Origin of the sequence: Micromonospora sp. LOL_013, from assembly GCF_048060315.1 — a bacterium.
Taxonomy (GTDB): Bacteria; Actinomycetota; Actinomycetes; order Mycobacteriales; family Micromonosporaceae; genus Micromonospora_E.
Genome location: NZ_JBHMIQ010000031.1, coordinates 59,321 through 79,413 on the forward strand (window position 1 = coordinate 59,321; position 20,093 = coordinate 79,413).

The 20,093-nt window shown below is 70.3% G+C and carries 20 protein-coding genes; 17 read left to right on the forward strand and 3 right to left on the reverse strand.

Features of this window, described 5'->3' with window-relative positions:
* The first annotated feature begins 19 nt into the window (after nucleotides 1–19).
* Nucleotides 20–1,177, forward strand: coding sequence for an MFS transporter (locus ACFHWS_RS20530; RefSeq protein ID WP_416568803.1), 1,158 nt, complete (start codon nucleotides 20–22; stop codon nucleotides 1,175–1,177).
* Nucleotides 1,178–1,260: 83 nt separating this feature from the next.
* On the opposite strand, the gene ACFHWS_RS20535 is transcribed toward ACFHWS_RS20530, so the two are convergent.
* Nucleotides 1,261–1,632: a DUF805 domain-containing protein gene (locus tag ACFHWS_RS20535; RefSeq protein ID WP_281554221.1), complete on the reverse strand. Its 372-nt coding sequence runs from the start codon at nucleotides 1,630–1,632 to the stop codon at nucleotides 1,261–1,263.
* Nucleotides 1,633–2,124: 492 nt separating this feature from the next.
* Here ACFHWS_RS20535 and ACFHWS_RS20540 point away from each other — a divergent pair, with 492 nt between their 5' ends.
* The 9 genes from ACFHWS_RS20540 to ACFHWS_RS20580 all read left to right on the forward strand — a co-directional run bounded on the left by ACFHWS_RS20540 (nucleotide 2,125) and on the right by ACFHWS_RS20580 (nucleotide 11,903).
* Nucleotides 2,125–2,505, forward strand: a complete 381-nt coding sequence (locus ACFHWS_RS20540; protein WP_416554109.1) for a hypothetical protein — start codon at nucleotides 2,125–2,127, stop codon at nucleotides 2,503–2,505.
* 243 nt (nucleotides 2,506–2,748) lie between these two features.
* Nucleotides 2,749–3,960, forward strand: coding sequence for a helix-turn-helix domain-containing protein (locus ACFHWS_RS20545; protein ID WP_416554111.1), 1,212 nt, complete (start codon nucleotides 2,749–2,751; stop codon nucleotides 3,958–3,960).
* 138 nt (nucleotides 3,961–4,098) lie between these two features.
* Nucleotides 4,099–5,286: a helix-turn-helix domain-containing protein gene (locus ACFHWS_RS20550; protein WP_416554113.1), complete on the forward strand. Its 1,188-nt coding sequence runs from the start codon at nucleotides 4,099–4,101 to the stop codon at nucleotides 5,284–5,286.
* Nucleotides 5,287–5,470: 184 nt separating this feature from the next.
* A complete protein-coding gene (locus tag ACFHWS_RS20555; RefSeq protein ID WP_416554115.1) occupies nucleotides 5,471–5,641 on the forward strand; it encodes a hypothetical protein in 171 nt (56 codons plus the stop codon).
* A gap of 119 nt (nucleotides 5,642–5,760) precedes the next feature.
* The gene (locus ACFHWS_RS20560; protein ID WP_416554117.1) at nucleotides 5,761–5,940 is read left to right on the forward strand and encodes a hypothetical protein; all 180 of its coding nucleotides are present in this window, start codon (nucleotides 5,761–5,763) and stop codon (nucleotides 5,938–5,940) included.
* 139 nt (nucleotides 5,941–6,079) lie between these two features.
* Nucleotides 6,080–7,093 (forward strand): XRE family transcriptional regulator, encoded by a 1,014-nt coding sequence (locus ACFHWS_RS20565; protein ID WP_416568804.1) that lies wholly within the window; start codon nucleotides 6,080–6,082, stop codon nucleotides 7,091–7,093.
* Between the two features lie 73 nt (nucleotides 7,094–7,166).
* Nucleotides 7,167–7,955, forward strand: coding sequence for a sugar phosphate isomerase/epimerase family protein (locus ACFHWS_RS20570; RefSeq protein WP_416554121.1), 789 nt, complete (start codon nucleotides 7,167–7,169; stop codon nucleotides 7,953–7,955).
* 10 nt (nucleotides 7,956–7,965) lie between these two features.
* The gene (locus ACFHWS_RS20575) at nucleotides 7,966–9,912 is read left to right on the forward strand and encodes a heparinase II/III domain-containing protein (protein WP_416554123.1); all 1,947 of its coding nucleotides are present in this window, start codon (nucleotides 7,966–7,968) and stop codon (nucleotides 9,910–9,912) included.
* Nucleotides 9,909–11,903 carry a DUF2264 domain-containing protein gene (locus ACFHWS_RS20580; RefSeq protein ID WP_416568805.1) on the forward strand — a complete coding sequence of 665 codons (1,995 nt, stop codon included), beginning with the start codon at nucleotides 9,909–9,911 and terminating at the stop codon, nucleotides 11,901–11,903. The genes ACFHWS_RS20575 and ACFHWS_RS20580 overlap by 4 nt, the downstream gene beginning before the upstream one ends.
* 2 nt (nucleotides 11,904–11,905) lie before the next feature.
* Here ACFHWS_RS20580 and ACFHWS_RS20585 read toward each other — a convergent pair whose 3' ends face one another.
* The gene (locus ACFHWS_RS20585; protein WP_416554127.1) at nucleotides 11,906–13,003 is read right to left on the reverse strand and encodes a substrate-binding domain-containing protein; all 1,098 of its coding nucleotides are present in this window, start codon (nucleotides 13,001–13,003) and stop codon (nucleotides 11,906–11,908) included.
* A 169-nt stretch (nucleotides 13,004–13,172) separates the two neighbouring features.
* Here ACFHWS_RS20585 and ACFHWS_RS20590 point away from each other — a divergent pair, with 169 nt between their 5' ends.
* Genes ACFHWS_RS20590 through ACFHWS_RS20610 form a run of 5 tightly spaced genes read left to right on the forward strand, consistent with a single transcriptional unit; the run spans nucleotide 13,173 to nucleotide 18,024 of the window.
* Nucleotides 13,173–14,186 carry a hydroxyacid dehydrogenase gene (locus tag ACFHWS_RS20590; RefSeq protein WP_416554319.1) on the forward strand — a complete coding sequence of 338 codons (1,014 nt, stop codon included), beginning with the start codon at nucleotides 13,173–13,175 and terminating at the stop codon, nucleotides 14,184–14,186.
* 57 nt (nucleotides 14,187–14,243) lie between these two features.
* The gene (locus ACFHWS_RS20595; RefSeq protein WP_416554129.1) at nucleotides 14,244–15,530 is read left to right on the forward strand and encodes an ABC transporter substrate-binding protein; all 1,287 of its coding nucleotides are present in this window, start codon (nucleotides 14,244–14,246) and stop codon (nucleotides 15,528–15,530) included.
* Between the two features lie 9 nt (nucleotides 15,531–15,539).
* Nucleotides 15,540–16,487: a carbohydrate ABC transporter permease gene (locus ACFHWS_RS20600; RefSeq protein ID WP_416554131.1), complete on the forward strand. Its 948-nt coding sequence runs from the start codon at nucleotides 15,540–15,542 to the stop codon at nucleotides 16,485–16,487.
* Nucleotides 16,484–17,305 carry a carbohydrate ABC transporter permease gene (locus ACFHWS_RS20605; protein WP_416568806.1) on the forward strand — a complete coding sequence of 274 codons (822 nt, stop codon included), beginning with the start codon at nucleotides 16,484–16,486 and terminating at the stop codon, nucleotides 17,303–17,305. The genes ACFHWS_RS20600 and ACFHWS_RS20605 overlap by 4 nt, the downstream gene beginning before the upstream one ends.
* Nucleotides 17,302–18,024 carry a DUF624 domain-containing protein gene (locus tag ACFHWS_RS20610; RefSeq protein WP_416568807.1) on the forward strand — a complete coding sequence of 241 codons (723 nt, stop codon included), beginning with the start codon at nucleotides 17,302–17,304 and terminating at the stop codon, nucleotides 18,022–18,024. The genes ACFHWS_RS20605 and ACFHWS_RS20610 overlap by 4 nt, the downstream gene beginning before the upstream one ends.
* Here the strand turns inward: ACFHWS_RS20610 and ACFHWS_RS20615 are convergent.
* Complete coding sequence (locus ACFHWS_RS20615; RefSeq protein ID WP_416554137.1) at nucleotides 17,978–18,661, reverse strand: transposase family protein; 684 nt, start codon at nucleotides 18,659–18,661, stop codon at nucleotides 17,978–17,980. The two genes, ACFHWS_RS20610 and ACFHWS_RS20615, sit on opposite strands and share 47 nt — an antisense overlap.
* Nucleotides 18,662–18,826: 165 nt before the next feature.
* On the opposite strand from ACFHWS_RS20615, the gene ACFHWS_RS20620 reads away from it, so the two are divergent.
* The gene (locus ACFHWS_RS20620; protein WP_416568808.1) at nucleotides 18,827–19,189 is read left to right on the forward strand and encodes a hypothetical protein; all 363 of its coding nucleotides are present in this window, start codon (nucleotides 18,827–18,829) and stop codon (nucleotides 19,187–19,189) included.
* Nucleotides 19,190–19,352: 163 nt separating this feature from the next.
* Nucleotides 19,353–20,060: a helix-turn-helix domain-containing protein gene (locus ACFHWS_RS20625; protein ID WP_416568809.1), complete on the forward strand. Its 708-nt coding sequence runs from the start codon at nucleotides 19,353–19,355 to the stop codon at nucleotides 20,058–20,060.
* Nucleotides 20,061–20,093: the final 33 nt, after the last annotated feature.

Sequence of the window (20,093 nt, forward strand, 5' to 3'; positions counted from 1 at the left end):
GTCGTCCGGCCTGCGGATCATGGTCGCCGACACATTCCTCATGGGGCTCGGCTTCTACGCCCTGGTCCCCCTGCTGGCGTACCACCTCCTGAACGACCTGGGGCTCAGCATCGCGCTCACCGGGTTGCTCGCCGGGGTACGGTCGGCCAGTCAACAGGGCATGATGCTCTGGTCGGGGATGCTGGCCGACCGGTTCGGTCACCGTCGGGCGATCTGCGTGGGCGTGCTGCTGCGTGCCGCCGGCTTCGCCGCGTTCGGTGTCGTGGACGCCGTACCCGGACTCGCGGTCGCCTCGGTCCTGGCCGGCCTGGGCGGATCCCTTTTTCACCCGGCCAGCTATGCCCTGTACGCCGAACTGACACCGGCGCCGTTGCGTACCCGTGCCTACGCCGTGCGGGAGATGGCCAGTAACGTGTCCTTCGTCCTCGGGCCCGCGCTCGGTGGCCTCCTCGCGGCCACCAACTTCCCGGCGCTGTGCATCGTCGCGTCCAGCCTGTTCCTGCTCGCCGGTGCGATCACCTGGATCGGACTGCGACCCGACCCGCCTACCACCGAAACGTCGGCACGGATGTCCTCCCTGCACCGGTTGCGGACCGTTGCCCGAGATCGCGGGTTTCGACGGTTCGTTGTGGTCAGTGCTTTCGCATGGGCGCTGTTCAGTCAGCTCTACCTCGCCGTTCCGGTGCGGGTCGGGCAGGTCCTGCCGGGAGCGACGTCGCTGGGCCTGGTCTACACCGTCGCGGCGGTCGTCATGGTCGTGGCGACCGTTCCGTCGACCCGCCTTGCCGAGCGGTATCTGACGACCGGCCGGACGCTCGCCGTGGCCACGGCCATGCTCTCCGTCGGTCTGTTGCTGCTGGGTGTGCTGCCGGGACCGGCTGGGGTGGTCACCGGCGTCGTCGTCTTCACGCTCGGGCAGGTTCTACTGCTACCGACGGTCAACGGCACCGTTTCGCGGCTGGCCCCACCGGGCGCGGTCGCGTCGTACTTCGGTGCGAACGGCCTGGTGCTCTCCCTCGGTGGACTGATCGGCAACCTGGGCGGCGGGTGGCTGCTCGACCTGGGCGACGACACCGGCAACTGGCTACCGTGGACGGTGTTTGCCGGCTGGGGCGCGGCGGCTGCGGTCGCCTACCTGTTGGTGCTCCGACCGTCGACACCAGTCAGGAGTGACTGAGCGTCGATGCGGCGGCCCACCTGGCCGGCCGCACCGACGCTCCTGCACCCCGACGATCCGGACCGGGTGCAGCCGTACGCCGACTAGTACTTCGGGCTGGGACCGAAGCGGTTCGGGCCGGGGGTGCCGTCCTGCACGGTGAAGATCAGCATCACGAGGGGGCCGATCAGCGGGATCGGCGAGATCAGCACCCACCAGCCGGATCGTTCGGTGTCGTGCAGGCGGCGGACGGCGACCGCCAGCGAGGGCAGCGCGAGCGCCAGGAGGGCAACCACATAGAGAATGCCGAGGTTGCCTCCGTCCAGACCGGTCCCCAGCAGGAGGTCGAGGATCGACCCCACGATGGCGACGGCGGTCGAGAACAGGACGAACCACCAGTACTCGGCGCGGCGAGCCCGGCCGCTGAACCCTACGTACCGGGTCAGGGCCGAACGGACAGCTTCGGTGAACGACATGACGTTACTCCAGCATTGTGGACAGATGAGCAGAGGCGCGGCATCAGGGTACGCGAGTGTCCGCCGCGCTCTGGCGTCTGATCTGTCAGACCCTGTCCGGGATGATCTCCCCGCAGATCGAGCCGTCGGTCCCGTCGGACGCAGCGTCGATCTCGAAGGTGTTCACCTGGATGCCGGGAACACCGCCTCGCCGTCTGCTGGTGCTGATAGCTTGTCCACCTTCTCCGTACTCCGCTGAACCAGGCGTTCTTGTGCGGCGGGCCGGTTGCTGGTCGACGCCGCCCGGGTCGCGTCCGCCGAGGTCGCCCGGTGCGCACCGCCGGCTGCCGGGATGGCCGCGACGCTCAGGCTGGCCCGGTGAGGTTGTTGCACTCCGGGGCAAACCCGAGGTGCTTCCGAGGACGTGATGCCACAGGTGCATCTCGATGCATCTCTGGCATCAAGCTTAGCTGGTACCCCGACCCGGCGAGGTGACACTGCATCCACCGGCTGATGACCGGCAAGAGGAACGACGTCGACCCGGTCGAGGTCGAGCGGTGGATCACCGCCCGCATCGCCAAGCACAAGGGCACCCCGGTCTTCGTCGAGCTCGGCAAGCGGCTCGCCGCCCGGCGCGAGAAGTACGCTCACGCGCAGCAGGCCAGTCTTGAATTCCTCAAGGAACTCTTCGCCCTCGCCCGTGACACCGTGGCTGCGGAAAAGGCCGCCGCCGGGGTTCCGCCCGAGGAGCAGGGGAAAGCGGCGCTCACCGAACTCTTCGAATCCCTCAAGGGCGAAGACACCCCCGATCATCGTCGAGAACGTCGTCAACGAGGTCGACGAGGTGGTCCGCGCGGTCCGTTTCAGCGGATGGCAGGACACCTACGAGGGTGACCGTCTGGTCCAACAGGCACTGCGGAAGACCCTCTACATCAAGTTCAAGATCCGCGACAACGACGTCTTCACCCGCGCACTCGACTACATCCGCGAGTACTATTAAGGCACGCCTTCAATAGCAGAATTGGTAACTACTCGTCTTGTCGTAGCTGGGGTTATCTGGCGCGGCGACAACCAGTAGCGTGGCAGGAGATGCGATCCGGGGTGTGATCGCGTTTTCGTGCGACGAGGAGGTTCGGGATGGACCCCATGCCTGGCTTGACCTTCGGGCAGCGTCTGAAGGTCTACCGTGAACGATCCGGCAAGACCCGGGCAGTGCTTGGTGGCCTCGTCGGTCGCAGCGCCGAGTGGGTCAAGGCAGTGGAAACCGATCGAATCCTGCCGCCGCGCGTACACATGCTGGACCGCATCGCCCGCGTGCTGAAGGTGGATGTATCCGTGCTGATCGGTGAGCTGGGCGGCCGCTCGGCCGTGGTGAACGGACCGGAGCATCCCGCACTGGCGCCGGTCCGTGACGCCGTGAATCGCACGGCACTGTCCAATGACGTCGCGCCACCGCCGCTGAACGAGATCCGCGAACGCCTCGCGGCGGCGTGGCGAGCACGCCATCAGGCGGCTGATCACCGTACGGTGCTGGGTGCACTGCTGCCCGAGCTGTTGCGGGACGCGCAGCGTGCGGCGCTGACGTACCAGGGCGACGAGCGACGGCAGGCGCAGGCGCTGCTGTCACAGGTGCTGGGGCTGGCGCAGATGTTCCTGGCCTACCAGCCGGCGGCGGAACTCCTGTGGCGCGTCGCGGACCGTGCGATGGTCGCGGCTCAGGAGTCGGGAGATGCCGAAGCGTTGGCGTGCGCTGGCTGGTTCCTGTGCCAGGTGCACCGGGACGCGGGAGACTGGGACACCGCAATGGCGGTGACGCTGGATGTCGTTTCGACCTTGGAACCCCAGATGGCCGAGTCGAGCGTGAACTTGCTCGCGTTGTGGGGAGCTCTTAACTTCGAGGCCGCCTACACCGCCGCCCGTGCCGGCGAGGAGGGCCGTGCCTGGCGGTACTGGGACCGCGCAGACCAAGTTGCTCAGCGACTCCCACAGACCTTCTACCAACAGCAGACATCGTTCTCCCAGATCATCATGGGCGTCCATGCGGTGACGGTGGCGGTGGAGCTGCAGAAGTCCGGCGAGGCGGTGCGGCAGTCACGACGTATCGATCCTGCGGCAATCCCGTCGCGGCCGCGCCGGGCCCGACATCTGATAGAGGTAGCCCGTGGCCATCACGGCAAGGGCCACACCGAGGCGGCTGCGGCAACTCTGCGGCAGGCGTACGAGTCGGCACCGGAGACGATTCGCTTCAACGGCTACGCCCGGCAGATCACCCTCGACCTGCTCGACGGGCCACGGGCGATGCGGGATGAGGCTCGTGACCTCGCGTTGAAGGTTGGCCTGCTCGCGTAGCTCGCCGTGAGCGCCGGCAATCACGACAAGCGGTGTTGACTGCGGCGACGCGGGACCAGGTACCGTCTGGCATGGCGGCGCGCCGGGAGGTAGAGGCCCCGACCGCGCCGCCGCCCAGCCTCTACCTGGGGAGACATCATGGATACGTTCGGATCACGGCTGCGGACATTTCGCGAACGCAGCGGTAAGACCCGGGCCGTGCTTGGCGGTCTCGTCGGCCGTAGCGCCGAATGGGTCAAGGCCCTCGAATCTGGTCGGTTGCTTACCCCCCGGCTGCCGATGCTGCTGCGGCTCGCGGAAGTCCTGGACATCGACGACCTGTCCGTGCTGACGGGAGATCAGTCTCTTCCCATTGCCTCAGTCACCCGCGCCGGCCACCCCGCCATCGACGGCGTCGCTGCGGCAATGTACCGAACTACCCTCCCTGCCGGTGATCCGTTGGCGGCCGCTGCCCTTCGCGCTCGGGTGGACCAGGCGTGGACTGCCTGGCATCACGCCAGTGCTGAGCGGACTGCGGTGGCCGCGCTGCTGCCAAGACTCCTTGCCGATGCCCGGCTCGCGGCACGTCTTCTCGACGGTGCCGAGCGCCGACAGGCTGCGACCGAACTGGCTCGGGTCTACCATCTGGTGCAGTTGTACGCGGCGCACCAGCCACAGCCGCAGCTGGTCTGGTTGGCGGCCGACCGGGCGATGCTGGCTGCCCAGGATGCGGACGACCCTGGCGCGATAGCTGCTGCCGCCTGGTACTACGCCCACGTTTATCGCTCTGATGGGCAGCCCGACGCCGCCGAGCAGGTGCTCGTCGACGCGCTCGATGCGTTGGAGGGCAGCGGTGGTGACGATCAACTAGCCAGGTGGGGACAGTTGCAGCTCGGCTTGGCCCTGGGCCATGCGCGAGCCGGCCGGGCCGGGCAGGCCTGGCGCTACTGGGATTCGGCGGATTCCGTCGCACGTCGGCTGGGTATCGGGTACGTGCACCCGTGGTTGATGTTCGGTTCGGTGGTCGTCGACGCTTTCGGGGTAACTATCGGAATCGACCTTGCACGCCCGGGTGAGGCGGTGCGCCGGGCGATGGGGGTCGATTACTCGGCTCTGCCGTCACGGACCCGGCGGGCCGGTGGATTGATCGACGCCGCTCGGGCGCATCTGATGCGACGGGACGAGGTAGCGGTGGTGCATCTTCTGAGCCGGGCCCTGCGCGAGTCGGTAGAAACTGTCCGCCACCAGCCGCACGCCCGGGGCATGGCCATGGAATTGGTAGGGCGAACCGGCGTGGTGGGCGAGGACGCCCGGGAACTCGCGCTGGCGATGGGAATCGATTGGTAGTTGTACCTGGGGTACAGATTGTCCCTCTTGAATGACCGGCCTGCTCATAGCGTGGTGTGTGGGCCCGACGCCGTACCCGCGATCGCCCTTTTCGCGCGTCGGGCCCGCCTAGCGGCGGCGGCCCGGGGCCGACACGGAGAGCCACCCCGGGTCGCCGCCCTCCACATGCCATGAGGGGGACATCGTGCTCGGAAGATGGTTTCAGCGGCCGGACGTCGTGATCGACGTGGTCTATCCGGTGCCGGGTCGCCGCCGGTACGCCGACCGGTGCGCGCCGCCGGACCGGCGGCCCGCCACCCGTACCGATCGGGCGGAGCGCCGTGGCGGTAACGCCGGCCGACACTACCTGCCGTGACCGCGTCGGAGCCGCCGCGACTGCCCGGATCGGATGAGCCGGCGCATGAGCCGTGTCGGCCCGCGTGGACGTGCGCGGTGTGCCCGGACGGCACGCCGTGGCCGTGTTCCCTGGCGCGGGTGCAGCTGACCGAGGCGTACGCTGTCGATCCGATCGGGTTGGCGGCGGACCTGGCGGCGATGATGCCGCGCGCCGCCGACGAGGCCGGCATCGTCGACCCGGCGGAGCTGCACGAACGGTTCGTGTCGTGGACGTTCGTCGGCGCGGCCGCACCGGCACCCGAGGTGACGCGGTGGTGACGGTCGGCAGTGGTGCCATGCGGGTCGGTGACGACCTGCCGATCGGTCGCCGGGTGGCGCAGTGGCGGACCCGGCGGCGGATGACCCAGCAGGTGTTCGCCGACCGGATCGGCAAGTCGAGGCACCCGGCGTGTCGGCGGTGCGCGCAGCCCTCGCCTGCTACGACATCTTCGGCTCAGACGCCGACGCCGACGCCGACACGGCCCCGCCGGCTGTTGAAGCGACCACCCGGCAGGTCGAGCATGCCTGGCTGGCGTACCAGCACGCCCACTACCCGCAGCTGCTGCGGATGCTGCCCGACCTGCTCACCGCAGCGCGGCGGCGGCACGCGGCCGACCCGGTCAGCGGTGCGCTGCCGCTGGTGCAGGTGCACCGGGCCGCCTCGCAGGTGCTGGTCAAACTCGACGAGACCGACCTGGCCTGGTTGGCGGCCGACCGGGCGATGACGGTTGCGTCAACTACGGGTGACCCGCTGCTGGCGGCGACGGCGGCGGTGCCGCTGGGGCAGACGCTGCGCGCGGTCGGCCAGGGCCGGTTGGCGATGTCGACGACGATCGCCGCCGCGCACCGGCTCATCCCGGCCGGCCCGACTGACCCGGCCGGCCCGACTGACCCGGCCGGACCGACAGACCGGACCGACCCGGCCGACGATGGTCCGCCGGGGCGGCTGTCGGTGTACGGCACGCTGCTGCTGCAGGCCGCGTTGGCCGCCGCCGAATGCGACGACGCCGCCGCCGTGCGGGAGCTGACCAGGCAGGCCGGAGACGTCGCTGACCAGATCGGCGACGGTCATGACCACCGGTGGACCGGTTTCGGGCCGGCGGCGGTCGAGCTGACCCGGGCGGTGGCGGCCGGCGACCTCGGCGAGGCGGAAGAAGCGGTACGCCGGCATGCCGCGCTCGTGCGGCGTCCCGGCTGGCGCGGGTTGCCGGCCGAGCACCGGGCGGCGTACCTGGTCGACGTGGCGCGGGCGGCCCTGCAGTCCGGTGACCTGGTCACGGCGGGCCGGTCGCTGGTCGACGCCGACCGGGTCGCGTCCGCCGAGGTCCGGCTGCGGCCGTCCGTCCGTACGGTGGTCGCCGAGGCCGTCCGGTGCGCGCCGTCGGCTGCCGGTGTGGCCGGGTTGGCCGCGACGCTCGGGCTGACCCGGTGAGCCTGTTGCACTCGCCCAAACCGCTGCTCTAGGGTCTCGCGGAAAGCGCTTGCCGACCCAGCGAGGAGGGCGCGTGCCGGAGACCAGTCCGAAGATCCGCAGCGGTATGTGTTCGGTCACCCTGCGGCAGGAGTCGGCGCTCGCCGTACTCGACGTCGCCGCCCGCGCTGGGCTGTCCCGCATCGAATGGGGCGGAGACGTGCACGTACCGCCGGGGGACACCCGGGCCGCGACGTCGGTGCGCGACGCCGGGCGGGACCGGGGTGTGACGGTTGCCTCCTACGGCTCCTACTACCGGGCCGGCTCCGACCCGGCCGACGACTTCGCGGCCGTACTCGCCAGCGCGGTCGCGCTCGGCGCCCCCCGGATCCGGATCTGGGCCGGCACCCTCGGCTCCGCCGAGGCCAGCACCGAGCAACGCCGAGCGGTGGTCCGGGCCACCCGGGCCGCCGCGCAGCGGGCCGCCGACGCCGACATCGGCCTCGCCTTCGAATACCACTCCGGCACGTTGACCGACACCGCCGAGTCGACGCTGCGGCTGCTCGCCGACGTCGACCATCCGGCGGTACGCACGTACTGGCAGCCGCCGCTCGACCTGCCCGACGCCGTCGCCGTCGACGACCTGCGCCAGGTGCTGCCCTGGGTCGACGCGGTGCACGTCTTCTCCTGGTGGCCGGGGTACGAGCGGCTGCCGCTGACCGCCCGCGACCGGCTCTGGTCCGACGTGTTCGCGGTGCTGCGCGCCGCCGGGCGCGACTATGACGCCCTGCTGGAGTTCGTTGTCGACGACGACCCCGACCGGGTCGCGATCGAAGCGGCGACGCTGACCCGACTGATCACCACGGACCATCGTGCCGGCTGAGCCAGGTCCGGTGGCAGCTGAGGCAGACCCGGCGGCAGTAGCGACGGTCGGGCCTGGACCGCTCGTCCGCCGGTGGGCGTCGCTGGATCCGCAGCTGCGGACGGCGGCGCTCGGCCGGGCACGGCAGGCGATCGGGTTCGCCGCCGGCACCGGCCGGGCGGCCTGGCCGCACGTCGACGAGGTCACTGAGCGGGCCATCGTCGACGCGGCCGAGGCCGACCGGGGCACCGCCTGGCCCCGACTGCTGCTGTCCGACTACGCCCGCTACTGGCGCGACGGGGTCCGCACCGCATACGAGCAGCCCGCCGGTGAGCTGCGGCGGCGTACCGCCACAGCCGCGCTGGCCGCCGCGCTGCACGGCCAGCCCTACCTCGACGAGGCCGCCGACGGCCTGCTGCAGCTCTGCGAGCAGAGCACCTGGTGCTGGGCCGCGCACGAGCGGTTCGCCGCCGAGGCCGGTCGGGTGGTGCCCGACGTCGACCGGCCGTACCTGGACCTCGGGGCCGCCGAGACGGTCGCCGTGCTGGCCTGGGCCGACCTGATCCTCGGTACGACGCTCGACGAGCGCACCCCGGGGCTGCGTCAGCGGATCCGCCGGGAGACCCGTACCCGGATCATCGAGCCTTTCCTGGGCAGCCGCGACTGGCACTGGCTCGGCCTGGACGGGCACCTGCACAACTGGAACCCGTGGATCCACGGCCATCTGCTGGCCGCCGCGCTGTTCCTGGTCGACGACGCGGACATCCGGACCCAGGTGGTCGACCTTGTCGTTGACGGGCTCGACCGCTACCTCGGCTCGCTGCCCGCCGACGGCGGCTGCGACGAGGGGTACGCGTACTGGTGGAACGGCCCGGCCCGGCTGGCCGAGGCGCTCGACCTGCTCGACCGGGTCCTCGGCGGCCGGCTGGATCCGTGGCGGTGGCCGCCGCTGCCGCAGCTGGCCCGCTACCCGCACCGGATGGCTCTCGGCGGCGGCTGGTACGTCAACGTCGGCGACGGGCCGGCCCGGCCGAGCGCCGCGCAGGCCTGGCAGGTGCTGCACCGCTGGGGCCGGGCCACCGGCGACCGGCAGGTGATCGACTTCGCGGCCAGCCACCGTGTCCCGGGCGAACCGGCCGTGACGGTCGCCGCCGGGCTGGGCCGGGCGGTACGCGGGCTGACCGATTCGCAGTGGCTCACCCAATCACCGACCGCTCCGCCGCTGCCGGCCACCACCTGGCTACCCGACCTGCAACTACTGGTCAGCCGGGAACGGGCCGGCAGCACCGCCGGGCTGACCGTCGCGGTCAAGGGTGGGCACAACGACGAGAACCACAACCACAACGACGTCGGCTCGTACCTCGTCGCCCTGGACGGGTGCCCGGTGCTGGTCGACCTCGGCCAGCCCACCTACACCGCGATCTCATTCACCGACCGTCGGTACGAGCAGTGGGTCACCCGCAGCGAGTGGCACAACCTGCCGGTCGTCGGCGGCCACGGTCAGGCCGCGGGCCGCGACTTCCGGGCGTCGACGGTTGCCGTCGATACCGCCACCGATACCGCCACCGATGCCGCCGTCGACGCCGACGCGCTGCGGCTCGACCTGGCCGGCGCGTACCCGCCGGAGGCCGGCTGCCGGTCCTGGCGGCGGCAGGTGCGGCTGGACCGCCGCCGGGCGACGGTGACCGTCACCGAGCGGTGGCGCGTCGACGACCCGGCCGACCTGCGGCTGCACCACGTCGTCGCCGGTGAACCGCTGACCCACACCACCGGGCGGCTCGCCGTACGGGCCCTGACCGGCGGAATCGCCGTGCTGGCCTGGGACCCGCTGCTCGGGGCCGGCCGGCTGGAGCGACAGCCGGTCGACGACCCGCTGTTGCGCGACGTCTGGGGGCCCGCCGTGCACCGGCTGGTGCTCACCCTGCCGGCCCAGCGGACCGGCTCCGTCACCGTGACCGTCTCCGGAGGCACCGAATGAACGCCGATGACCAGGCCGCCGAGGAGCAGATCGCCGAAGACCGGCGGCTCTCCCCGTACACCGGCTACACCCGCGCGCACTGGGCGGCGGCCGCCGACCGGATTCTGCTGGCGCTGCGTCCGTACGCCTCACTCGACCACGCCCGGATCGACCTGCCCGGCCGGTCAAGCGCCTACGGCCCGGACAGCGACTCGCTGGAGGCGTTCGCCCGGTCGTTCCTGCTGGCGGCGGTCCGGCTGCGCGGCGAGGCCGGCGCCGACCCGCACGGGCTGGCCGACTGGTACGCCGCCGGGCTGCGCGCCGGCACCGACCCGACCTCGTCGACCGCCTGGCCCCGGCCGGACCGGCTGGACCAGGCCAAGGTTGAAGCCTGCTCGATCGCGTTGGGCCTGCACCTGACCCGGCCCTGGCTGTGGGACCGGCTCGACGAGGCGACCCGGCAGCGCACCGTCGACTGGCTCGCCACCGTCGTCGGGCAGCCGTACCCGCCGATCAACTGGGTGTGGTTCCAGATCGTCGTGGAGACGTTCCTGCGCTCGGTCGGCGGCCCGTGGTCGGCTGAGGACATCGAGTCCGGGCTGCGGGTGCACGAGTCGCTGTACCGGGCCGACGGCTGGTACTCCGACGGACCGGAGCGGTCCTACGACCACTACGTCGGCTGGGCGCTGCACGTCTACCCGCTGCTCTGGGCCGATCAGGCCGGTGACCTGTGCCCCGACGGGCTGCGTCAGGCGTGGCGTCATCGGCTCGCGGGGTTCCTCGACGACGCGGTCCGGCTGATCGGGTCTGACGGGTCGCCGCTGGTGCAGGGCCGCAGCCTGGCGTACCGGTTCGCGGCGGCTGCACCGCTGTGGGTCGGGGCGATGACCGGTGCGACCGAGGTGGCGCCGGGGGTGCTGCGTCGGGCGGCGAGCGGGATGCTGCGCCACTTCCACGACCACGGGGCACCGGACGGGCGTGGCCTGCTGCCCATCGGCTGGCACCACGAGTGGCCGGCGATGGCCCAGTCGTACTCGGGGCCCGGGTCGCCGTACTGGGTGGCGAAGGGGATGCTGGGGCTGGCCCTGCCGGCCGATCATCCGGTGTGGACGGCGACCGAACAGCCGTTGCCGGTCGAGCGGGCGGACCTGATGGTCGCGCTGCCGACGCCGGGCTGGCTGGTTGTCGGCACCCGCCGTGACGGCGTGGTCCGGGTGGTCAACCACGGCACCGATCATGCGGTGCCGGGTGACGAGCGTGCCGACTCGCCGCTGTACGCCCGGCTCGGCTACTCGACGGCGACGATGCCGCCGCTGACCGGGGCCACCATCGGCGACCCGTCGGACAATTCGATCACGATGGTCGACGCGACCGGCCGGCGCAGTCACCGCAACGGGTTCGTGACCCTCGACTGCCGGGTGGTCGACGGGGTCGGTCGGGCGGTGTCGCGGGCTGACACCCACTGGGTCGACACCGCCGACGACACCGGCCCGGATCACGGGTCCGGCCGCGCCGGACCGGTCCGCCGGGGCCCGGTGGTGACGATGGCCTCGGCGGTGCGCGGTCCGATCGAGGTACGGCTGGCCCGGCTCGACTCTGCCGACGGCGTCGACGACGGCACCGTGCTGGAGTTCAGCGGCTGGCCGGTGACTGGTGACGTACCGCCGTCGGCGCGTACCGGAAACGACCCGCCGGTGTCCGTCGCGGCCGATGCCGCGGTGACGTCCCGGCTGGTCGGCCTGGCCGGCTTCGAGCATGCGCAGGTACGCCGGGAGCGGGGTACCTCGCCGCTGGCCGATCAGGTGGCGGTGCCGGTGCTGCGGACCGCCGCCGCGCCGGTGCCCGGCCGGGTGTACATGGCGGCGGTGACCCTGACCGGCGCCGGGGAAGACCCGGCCCTCGCGGCCGCGCCGGTGGTTGTGGTGACGGCCGGCGGCGTCGGCGACACGATCGACATCCGCTGGCCGGACGGCCACACCTCGACGATGCTGCTGCCGGCCGGACCGGGGTGAGATCAGCGCGGCGGCCGAGGCGTCGACGAGTCGCGGATCACCAGTTCGGGAGTGATCAGCACCCGTTGCACCGGTCGGCGTCGGCCCTCGGACAGCCGGGCCACCATCAGCTCGACCGCCACCCGGCCCACCTGGTTCTTCGGCGGGCGCACGGAGCTGAGCGCCGGCTCGGCCAGGTGCGCCACCTCGTCGTCGTAGGACACCAGGGCGAGCTGGTCGGGGATCGGCACGCCCTGCTCGGCGCAGTACTGCGCGACCGACATTGCGTCCGGGTCGCCGTGCACGATCAGCGCGGTGACGCCTTCGCGTCGGCACCGCCGCAGCACGTCGCCGATGATTCCCCGGTGCCCCGGGGCGTCCAACGCCACCGCCTCCCGGATGACCAGGTCGGCGGGCAAACCGAGGTCCGCGCAGGCCAGCGCCCAACCCTGGGCGAGGTGGGCGGAGGTGGGGCTGCCCTTGGACAGCACCAGCCCGATCCGGCGGTGACCGTGCTCGTGCAGGTGCCGTACCGCCATCTCCAGGCCGAGGGCGTGGTCGCTGCGGACCCATTCGAGCTGGCGCAGGGTAGGGGTCCACCGGGGGGCCTGCCGTTCGACCAGGATCGTCGGCACCGGCAGGTTGCCGATCCAGGCGATCATGTCGGCGGCACCGTCGGTGTCCAGGCTGGGTGCCAGCAGCAGACCCTGCACCTGTTGCGCGTCGATCAACCGGGTGATCTGCCGTCGGTCCTCGGTGGGGTCGTAGCTCGACCCGCGCAGCTGGATGTGCACGCCGAGCGAGGCGGCGGCGCTGCGGGCGCCGGTGACGATCTGCGGCCAGTAGTAGTCCAGTGACGGCACGACCATGCCGATGGTGAACCGGGTCGGCGCCACCCGGGGTCGTCTCGGTGCCGGCCCGAGCTGGGTGGGCAGGGTGGCGCCACCGTGCACTCTGGTCAGCAGGTTGCTCTCGGCCAGGGCGGCGATGTCGCGCCGTACGGTCAGCTCGCTCACCCCGAGCAGCGGGGCCAGGTCGGCCACCCGTACCGATCCGTGTCGGCGTAGCTCCTCCAGCAGCCGCTCCCGCCGTTGCAGGTTGAACATCCGGTCCGCCGGCATGGGACTCGACTCCTGTCCATGTTCGTTAGTGAGCGTTTCCGACCGATTGAGATCGGCTGGTAGCGAGCATGTTCACCGTAGGTTAACCATGTCACATCGGCGAATCCAGCAGGTCCCCACGACGTCGGACGTCGGCCGGAGATTCGCCACCCGAGGAGACACGTTGACGGTGCACACCCCGCCGCAGGCGCTCGTCGTGATGGACCGGGACTCCTACCGGGCCCACTTCGACGAGCCTCGGTTGGAGCGCCTCGGCCGCCTCGTCGCCCTGGCCGACCCGGTCTGGGCCGACGAACTCGACTCGCCGGCGGTACGCGCCCGGCTGGCCACGGTCGAGGTGCTGGTGACGTCCTGGGGAGCGCCCGCGCTGACCCGGCAGCGGCTGGACACCGCGCCCGCCCTGCGTGCCGTCTTCCACGCCGCCGGAAGCGTCCGGTCACTGGTGACCGACGAGGTGTGGCGGCGCGGCATCCAGGTCAGCACCGCCGCCGACGCCAACGCCGTGCCGGTCGCCGAGTACACCCTCGCCGCGATCATCTTCGCCGGCAAAAAGGTGCCGTTCATCGCCGCCGACCCCGACCGGGCGTACCGGGGATGGAGCCACCACCACGGGCACGGCGACCTGTCCAACTACCGCCGCACCATCGGCGTCGTCGGCTTCTCCCGGATCGGCCGCCGGGTCGTCGACCTGATCGGCTGCCTCGACTCGGCCCGTTGCCTAGTCGCCGACCCGTACGCCGACCCGGCCGAGGTCACCCTCGCCGGCGGCACCCTGGTCGAGCTGGCCGAGCTGCTGCCGCACAGCGACATCCTCTCCCTGCACGCGCCGGAGCTGCCCAGCACTTACCGCATGATCGGCGCGGCCGAACTCGCGTTGCTGCCCGACCACGCGACCGTGATCAACACGGCCCGGGGCAGCCTGGTCGACCCGGCGGCGCTCGCCGCCGAATGCCGCTCCGGCCGGCTGTACGCGATCCTCGACGTCACCGACCCCGAACCGCTACCCGTCGACGCCGCCCTACGCGGCAGCCCGAACGTCATGGTCAGCCCGCACCTGGCCGGCTCCCTCGGCACCGAGATCCACCGGCTGACCGACCACACCCTCGACGAACTGGCCCGCTGGACCGGCGGGGAACCACTGCACGCCGAAGTCACCCCGGACGCGTTCACGCTGCACGCCTGACCGGCCGGGCTCCGTACCAATACGAAACCCCGCACCCTCCGCAAAAGGAGTCACCTGATGAACCGACACACCGGCAGGATGAACCGTCACATCGGCAGGGCGGTGGCCGCCGCGACCGCACTGGTTCTCGTCACCGCCGGCTGCGGTGGTGGCGACGAGCCGGCCATCGGCGACGACGGCCGCGAGATCCTCACCATCGCCCTGTGGAACTACGACAGCACCCCCGAGTTCGCGGCCCTGATCGACGGATTCGAGGCCGCCCATCCGGACATCGACGTGCAACCGGTCGACATCCTGGCGGACGACTACTCCGAGAAGGTCACCACCATGCTGGCCGGCGGGGACCGTACCGACGTGCTGACCATGAAGAACGTCACCGACTACTCCCGGTACGCGTTGCGTGGGCAGCTGGCGTCGGTGGCCGACGAGGCCGCCGACCTCGATCAGAGTAAGTACCTCGGCCTGGAGCCGTTCAACCTCGACGGGGACTACTTCGCGTTGCCGTACCGGCAGGACTTCTGGGTGCTGTACTACAACAAGGCCATGCTCGCCGACACCGGCGCCGACCTGACCAGCCTCACCTGGGCCGAGTACGCCGACCTGGCGAAGCGGCTGACCAGCGGTAGCGGCCAGGACACCGTCTACGGCACCTACCACCACACCTGGCGCTCCATCATCCACTCGACGGCGGCCGCGCAGAGCGGCGGCGACCTGATCGGCGGCGAGTACGGCTTCCTCAAGGACCGCTACCAGATGGTGCTCGACCTGCAGGACGCCGGTGCCACTCTGCCGTGGGCCACCGCGTCGACACAGAAGGTCCAGTACCACACGATGTTCGCCACCGAGCAGGCTGCGATGCTGCCGATGGGCACCTGGTACGCGGCCCGGCTGATCGAGGAGAAAAAGGCCGGCAGCATCGACGTCGACTGGGGCATCGCGCCGCTGCCGCAGGTCACCGAGGGCGGCCCGGTGACCACCTTCGGCTCGCCGACCGCGTTCGCGGTCAACAACAAGGCCCGCAACTCCGAAGCCGCCCGGACCTTCGTGGCCTGGGCGGCCGGCCCCGAGGGCGCGGCGGCGATCGCCAGCATCGGCGTCTACCCGGCCTACTCCGACGAGACGATCACCGAAACCTACTTCGGCGTCGACGGGATGACCAACGACGAGGTCGCCCAGGCGGCGTTCCAGCCCGACGAGGTGGTGCTGGAGATGCCGGTCAGCGAGAAGTCCTCCGACGTGGACGTCATCCTCACCGAGGAGCACGAGCTGATTATGATCGGGGAGCGGGAGCTCGACGCCGGACTCGCCGAGATGGGCGAGCGGGTTACCTCCGAGGTCGACTGACCCAGCACCATGGCGATCCACACCCCGATCGACACCGTACGCACACCGGTACCCGGCGGTCCGCCGCCGGGTACCGGTGCGGCACGCCGGCTGCGCCGGCGCAACACCCTGGCCGGCTGGAGCTTCATCCTGCCGAACTTCGTCGGCTTCGCCGCACTCACCCTGGTGCCCGTGGTCGCCTCCCTGGCGCTCGCGTTCATGCACTGGAACTCGTACAGCACCCCCGAGTGGGTGGGGCTGGACAACTTCCGGCGGATGGCGAGCAACGAGAGCTTCTGGACCGCGCTCTACAACACCACCTACTACGCACTCGGCCATATCCCGCTGACCCTGGTCGCCGCCCTCGGGTTCGCCGTACTGCTCAACCGGAAACTACGCGGGGTCCAGTTCTTCCGTACCGCGTTGTTCTTTCCTTACATCACCGCGTTGGTCGCCGTCGCGGTGGTGTGGAACATGCTGTTCAACCCGGACGCCGGCCCGGTCAACCAGCTGCTGCGGGCGATCGGCATCGACAACCCACCGGGCTGGACCACCTCGACGACCTGGGCGATGCCGGCAGTGATCATCACCAGTGTCTGGCGGGACATGGGCTACTACATGGTGCTCTACCTGGCCGGACTGCAGACCATCCCGGCCGAGCTGTACGAGGCGGCCCGCACCGACGGGGCGTCGGCCTGGCAGCGGTTCTGGCACGTCACTGTGCCGTCGCTGCGACCCACCACCTTCTTCGTCCTCATCATGCTGACCATCTCCAGTTTCAAGGTGTTCGACCTGATCCAGGTGATGACCGAAGGCGGTCCGGGCCGGTCCACGCTGGTGCTGTCGCAGCTGATCTTTCGGGAGGGGATCACCCAGGGCCGATTCGGCTACTCATCGGCGATCGCCATGGTGCTGTTCGTGATCGTCCTGGTGATCACGGTGGTCCAGTTCCAGTTGCAGCGGAGGGGGGAACGATGACTGTCGCCGTGCTGCGCCGGGCCGTCCTGCAGCTGCTGCTGACCGTCCTTGGCCTGGCCGTGCTGGTGCCGTTCGGCTGGATGCTGGTTTCCTCAGTCAAGCTGGACTCGCAGGTGCTCACCGTGCCGATCCAGTGGATCCCGCAGGAGTTCCACTTCGACAACTACCTGCGCATCTGGGACCGGATCCCGCTCGGCACCTACCTGTACAACTCGATGTTTCTCAGCGTCACCATCACGTTCCTGCAGGTGCTCACCGGCAGCTTCGCCGCGTACGGCTTCGCGAAGATCAGTTTTCCGGGCCGCGACCTGCTGTTCCTCGCCTACATCGCCACGATCGCCGTGCCCTGGCAGGCGTACATGGTGCCGCAGTACATCATCATGGAGCGGCTCGGCCTGGTGAACACCCACCTGTCGCTGATCCTGCTGCAGGCGTTCGGCGCGTTCGGGGTGTTCCTGATGCGCCAGTACTACCTGACCATTCCCGACGAGCTGACCGAGGCCGCCCGCATCGACGGCCTCAACGAGTACGGCATCTGGGCGCGCATCGTGCTGCCGCTGTCCAAGCCGGCGCTGGCCAGCCTGGCGCTGCTCACCTTCGTCAACACCTGGAACGACTACATGGGACCGTTCATCTACCTGACCAGCAACGACCTCTGGACCGTACAGATCGGGCTGCGGACCTTCATCGGGCTCTACGAGGCCGAGTACGCCATGATCATGACCGGTTCGGTGCTGTCGATCCTGCCGATCCTGGTCGTCTTCCTGTTCGGCCAGCGCTACTTCGTGCAGGGCATCGCCACGAGTGGGTTGAAATGACGGCGGCCGGCATGCACCAACCGGCCCGGCAGCCGCTGCGGCCGCCGCTGACCGCGCGGATCAACGTCGGCGCGGACACCTGGTCGACGATCTGGTCACTGGTGCACCGGGTGCTGGTGGTCAACCTCGGGCTGGCCGTGGCCAACCTGCCGCTGCTGGTCGCGCTCGCCGTCGTCGCCCAGCCGTGGCGCTACCCGGTCTTCTTCGGGCTGCTGTCGGTCAGCGTCGGGCCGGCGGTCGCCGCCGCGTTCGGCTACCTGCGGCAGGCCGAGGACGACGACCGGGCACCGGTACGCGAGTACTTCCGCGCGTACCGGCGGAACTTCGCCGCAGCGACGCGGCGCTGGGCGGCGGCGACAGCGCTGATCGCGGTCCTGGTGACCGACATCGTCTGGCTGCACGACGCCGGCTGGCCGGCGGTGCTCGTACCACTGCTGGTGGTGCTGACCGTGCTGGTGGCCGCCACGACGGTGCTGCTGCTGGCCCTGGTCGAGCTGGCCCCGGGCCTGGGCGTCCGCGCGACCGTCCGGGCCGCGGCCTGGTCGGCGGTACGCCGCGCACCGCTGAGCCTGCTCAGCCTGGTCGTGCTGCTGGCCGCCCTGCTGACGGTCAACCAGGCACCGCTGCTGGCGCTGTCGACGCTGCCCGGCTGCGCGCTGCTGGTCGTCTGGGTCAACAGCCGCGCCGCACTGGCCCCCGCCCTGCCGCACCCTCGGTGATGAGAACGGCGTCACCGTTTGTCTGTACGTGGTGACGCCGCTCCCGTCGGCGGATGATCAGGACGGGGCGATGGTGGCCCCGTACTCGGCGAGGCTGTCCATGATGTCGACGTACCAGATGACGCTGGAGCCAGCGACGGTGCCCTGGTAGATCGGGCAGACGGCCCACCGTTCCCGGTCGCGGGTCTCCGGCGAGAGCGGACAGCAGGTGCAACTGGTTCCCGTCGTCGTCGACGGCGCCGCCGACGGTCTTGCCGTCCAGGCGTAACTGGGTCGGCGCGCCGGCTCTGACGTGGGCGTGTCGTGTCGTTGTCCATTCGGCGATGACGGCGTCGAGCACGTCGGCGTCGGCGTCGGCGCAGACCCGCCAGATCGTCGACCGGGACGGCGGTCCCGCCGGGCGGGCTGCGACCCGTTCGTGGAGGCTGTCCATGATCTCGGCCGGTACGTCGGCGACCCAGCCCGCGATCGCCGTGTAGCCGGTCGCTCCGGCCACGGTCGCGGCCGCCACCAGCGTCAGGACGACCGCGACCGGATGGTCGCGCCCCTGTGCCGACCGGCCGTCGGACACCGCGATCAACAGCTCCAGCAGGTCGTGACACGACGACGCGACGTCACCGACGACCGGCGTGGACACCGGATCGACGGTAGGGGTGACAGAATGCGGCATGACGAAGCTCCGGGTGGACAAGATCCTTGAGAAGACCTCGTCCTAACGGAGCTTCGTCCCTACTCGACACGCCAACACACCAACAGTCACCCACGGTCACAATGATCTTGAAACGGCCATGCGACTGCTGACGTGGTGCAGGCGTACGGCGAGATGGCAATGCCCTTCTTTCAGATCGGCGAGTTGGACCGGAGCCTGCGCCGGATCATCACCCGTCGGGTCGACCTCGATCAGGTGGGCAAGCTGTGTAACCGCTCGATCAACTCCTTCGACGATCTCAGCATGGGCGACTACCTGCGGGTCCTGGACGACACCAGCGTCTGGAGCACGTTGGGTTGGCCACTCGACCGTCGGACGTTCATCGACCGACTGCACGAGATCCGGCATATCCGCAACGACGTCATGCACTTCAACCCGGACCCGCCACCGCCCGACACCATCGACAAGCTGCGCAAGGTCAACAGCCTGCTGCGGCATTACGGTGAACTGGCCTGACCGACGCCGCCGCTGGCCCTTGGGACAAATGCCGCTCCGCTGACGTGGTCTCCTGGCAGAACCGTGTGTCGCAAGGGGATTGTCCCAGGAGAGGGGTACGGTCGGACGTGGTGGCGCTCGGTTCGGCCGCGCCCCTCCACGCCGCCCGCTAGGGAGCCCGACGATGATCATCGTTGATCCACGCTGGCCGACCACCCTGCGTGCCTTGCGTAAGCAGTCTGGTCTCTCCTATCGGGAACTTGGACGACGAGTCGCCTACTCGTCCAGCTACCTGTGCGAACTTGAGGCTGGCCGCAAGACACCGACGATCCAGGTCGCCAGGCACCTCGACGTGGCTCTCGGCGCGAGCGGCCGGCTGGCGCAACTCGTCGTCGATGATGCCGGGCAACTCGACGACGACCAGCGTTCCCGTCTCGCGGCCGGCGACACCAGCGCCGCCGCAGCAGAGGCGCTGGCAGTGATCCTCGCCCAACATCGCCATCTCGAAGATGTCGTCGGGTCGGCTGCGGTCGTTGACGCCGCAGCCGCGCACATGGCTGCGGTCGAGCAGTTGGCTTCCAGCGCCACCGGGGCTGGTCGAGCCAGGCTGCTGCATGTCGTCGCACAGTCCGCGCAACTGGTCGGATGGCTGCAGATGACCCTCGGCCGGTACGCGCAAGCCCGTCGAGTTCTCGCTCAGGCCGAAGCGGCGGCAGTGGCTGCGGGGGACGTCGACCTGACCGCTCTCGTGATCAGCTTCCAGGGACATCTGGCGGAACTGTGCGGGCGTCCGGCGGAAGCTGCGGAACTGTCCAGAGCAGCGCTTGCTGGCGGCGCCGAGGTCTATATCGGTGAGCGGGTCTATGAGGTCTATTCACAGGCGATCCTGTAGAAGTGCAGCCCGATGACACAGGAGATCGTTTCC

Coding starts and splice junctions, on each gene's coding strand:
- ACFHWS_RS20530 (WP_416568803.1), top strand. CDS start 20: ATGGTCGCCGACACATTCCTCATGGGGCTCGGCTTCTACGCCCTGGTC.
- ACFHWS_RS20610 (WP_416568807.1), top strand. CDS start 17,302: ATGACGGCGGCCGGCATGCACCAACCGGCCCGGCAGCCGCTGCGGCCG.
- ACFHWS_RS20535 (WP_281554221.1), bottom strand. CDS start 1,632: ATGTCGTTCACCGAAGCTGTCCGTTCGGCCCTGACCCGGTACGTAGGG.
- ACFHWS_RS20550 (WP_416554113.1), top strand. CDS start 4,099: ATGGATACGTTCGGATCACGGCTGCGGACATTTCGCGAACGCAGCGGT.
- ACFHWS_RS20605 (WP_416568806.1), top strand. CDS start 16,484: ATGACTGTCGCCGTGCTGCGCCGGGCCGTCCTGCAGCTGCTGCTGACC.
- ACFHWS_RS20600 (WP_416554131.1), top strand. CDS start 15,540: ATGGCGATCCACACCCCGATCGACACCGTACGCACACCGGTACCCGGC.
- ACFHWS_RS20585 (WP_416554127.1), bottom strand. CDS start 13,003: ATGCCGGCGGACCGGATGTTCAACCTGCAACGGCGGGAGCGGCTGCTG.
- ACFHWS_RS20540 (WP_416554109.1), top strand. CDS start 2,125: ATGACCGGCAAGAGGAACGACGTCGACCCGGTCGAGGTCGAGCGGTGG.
- ACFHWS_RS20545 (WP_416554111.1), top strand. CDS start 2,749: ATGGACCCCATGCCTGGCTTGACCTTCGGGCAGCGTCTGAAGGTCTAC.
- ACFHWS_RS20580 (WP_416568805.1), top strand. CDS start 9,909: ATGAACGCCGATGACCAGGCCGCCGAGGAGCAGATCGCCGAAGACCGG.
- ACFHWS_RS20595 (WP_416554129.1), top strand. CDS start 14,244: ATGAACCGACACACCGGCAGGATGAACCGTCACATCGGCAGGGCGGTG.
- ACFHWS_RS20625 (WP_416568809.1), top strand. CDS start 19,353: ATGATCATCGTTGATCCACGCTGGCCGACCACCCTGCGTGCCTTGCGT.